Source organism: Nonomuraea sp. NPDC003201 (assembly GCF_053590415.1).
The window spans coordinates 1-2237 of sequence record NZ_JBSFTC010000671.1 but is presented as its reverse complement, the minus strand read 5'-3'; the positions used below and the strand labels follow the sequence as shown (position 1 = coordinate 2237).

2 protein-coding genes and 1 pseudogene are annotated in these 2237 nt (G+C 71.2%); 2 read left to right on the top strand and 1 reads right to left on the bottom strand.

Translation table 11 applies throughout. From position 1 onward, the window contains the following. Together ACWDX9_RS62570 and ACWDX9_RS62565 are read left to right on the top strand one after the other, a co-directional pair. A pseudogene (locus ACWDX9_RS62570) lies at nt 1-474 on the top strand (hypothetical protein); the annotation flags it as partial. A gap of 47 nt (nt 475-521) precedes the next feature. After that, a complete protein-coding gene (locus ACWDX9_RS62565; RefSeq protein WP_449973328.1) occupies nt 522-1841 on the top strand; it encodes a hypothetical protein in 1320 nt (439 codons plus the stop codon). Here the strand turns inward: ACWDX9_RS62565 and ACWDX9_RS62560 are convergent. Beyond that, entirely contained in the window at nt 1814-2062 is a 249-nt protein-coding gene (locus ACWDX9_RS62560) for a hypothetical protein (protein WP_449973327.1), read from the bottom strand. The genes ACWDX9_RS62565 and ACWDX9_RS62560 overlap by 28 nt on opposite strands. Between the last annotated feature and the right edge of the window lie 175 nt (nt 2063-2237).

Below are 2237 nucleotides of genomic sequence, written 5' to 3'. Positions count from 1 at the left end.
CCATCAATACACTCTTTCTCTCCCCGACGCTCTTCCGATCTGGTGGACGCGACGGGTCCCGTACGGATCTGCGGAACGGAGCTGGAGGTCACCGGGTCGCTCACCGGCCCGGTCCGCTTCACCTGCGGCCCCGGCCGGATGCGGCTCGGCGACTGGGAGGAACGCGGCCTGTCCGGCTACAGCGGCGGCGTCCGCTACCGCACCACGATCACCGCCGCCGCCGGGCCCGGCGTACTCGACCTCGGCAGGGTGCGCGGCACGGCCGAGGTCACCGTGAACGGCCGGCCCTGCGGGATCCGGGTGTGCTCCCCCTACACCTTCGACGTCCGGCTGGACGAGGGAGAGAACACGATCGAGATCCTCGTCCTCGGCACCCTCGGCCCGTTCATGGACGAGGTCAGCCCCACCCACTTCGTCTTCCCCGGCCAGCGCAGCACCGGCCTGTTCGGCCCCGTCCGCCTGCGCACGGACTGACAGCCTTCTGACAGCCTTTTGCCAGGACGGCCGGGGACCGTGAGGTCATGGACATCCGACTCGGAGTGGTACGAGGCCTCCAGTACGGCCTCGTCGAAAAGCCCGACACGTTCGCCCCGCAGGCCAGGGAGCTGGGGGCGGGGCTGGTGCGCGTGTTCTTCTACTGGTCGCAGCTCGAACCCGAGCCCGGCCGCCACGACTGGTCGGCGGTGGACGCCGTGCTCGGCCAGTTCGACGACGACACGGAGCTCTGGTTCACGCTCGGCGCGTCCTCGCCGTGGGGCTCCACCCGCTCCACCGACCTGCTGCCCGCCTCGCCGCCGCTCGACCCGGCCGCCTACGCGGCCACGCTGCGCGCCCTCGTGACGCACTGCCGGGGCCGCGTGCGCTACTGGCAGTGCGAGAACGAGCCCTGCATCCCCCTGTTCTGGGCCGGCACGGCCGCCGACTACGTGGCCCACCTCGCCACCTTCCACCAGGCGGTCAAGAGCGCCGACCCGGACGCCGCCGTGGTGCTGGGCGGCTGCCCGCCCGGCGTCTTCTCCGCCTCGGACGAGCCCGACGCCGAACGGGACTTCTTCCTCCAGGTCATCGAGGAGGGCCGGGACGCCTACGACGTCTTGGACGTCCACCTGTACGGGGACCCGTACCTGATCCCCCGCGCGATCGAGGACGCGCGCGCGGTCGTGGGGGACAAGCCGATCGTGGCCGGCGAGTACAACGGGCCGGTGCCGACGCAGTACCCCGAGGTGTTCGAGCACCTGGCGGAGGTGATCGAGGCAGGGGGCATGCAGCCGTGGTACCGCCTGACCGTCGAGGACCTCCACGAGGAGCGGCTGACCACCGAACCGGTGCGCGCCGCCATGAAACGGCTCTACGACCGGATGGCGGAGCTGCCGCCCACGCTCCAGATGTTCATGACCGGCTGCCCGCCGGAGCTCGAGGCCGAGCGGCACCGGATCAACGCCGACGACATCGTCATCAGGAACCTGCTGGCCCTGTCGTCCGGCCTCCGGCTGACCGTCTGCTGGCAACTCGGCCCCGACATGCCCGCGCCGGCCGATCCGTACAACCTCCTCCAGCTGATGTTCTCCAAGTTCCAGCTCATGGCCTTCGAGGGCGGCGCCATGTCCGTGCGGCATCCCAGTGCGGACGCGTTCGCCGAGCTGTCGTCGCGGCTCGCGGGCGCGACGGACGTGCGCCGCGTGGAGGTGCCGGGGCGCCCGGACGCCCACGTCTTCGAGCTGGTCGGCACGGGGGTGGAGGTGGCCTGGCTGCGCCCCTCGTCCCCCGAGCCGCCGACTCTGGTCTGGAACGGCACGGTTCTGGACGCTCGGCCTCAGTTCACGTACGCCCACAGGTCGTAGGTGGGATATTGCGGGTTCTGCGGCTGGGTGGTGCTGCACCACCAGGTGCTCCACCGGCCGTTCTGCTGGCCGGACTGGCCGAAGGAGATGCAGATGTCGTAGGGCAGGCTGGAGTAGACCTTCTGCAGGGTCAGGTCGGCGTGCGCGGGTGCGGCCACGGCCACGGCGGGCACCAGGGCGGCGGCCGCGAGCAGCGACAGGGCGGCGAGTCGGTGACGCACCAGGTCTCCCATCTCGAAGGGGGCGGATCACCGTAAATTGCACGACGCGGTGATCCGCCGCCGCAACGGCGCCGCTCCCGCCCCCTTGGCGACCAGCGCGAACGCCCGTCGCGGCGTGAAATTTTCAGCGGGCGTCCGGTGACGCCGATCGCCGGCGGCGCTCAGAACTCCACGC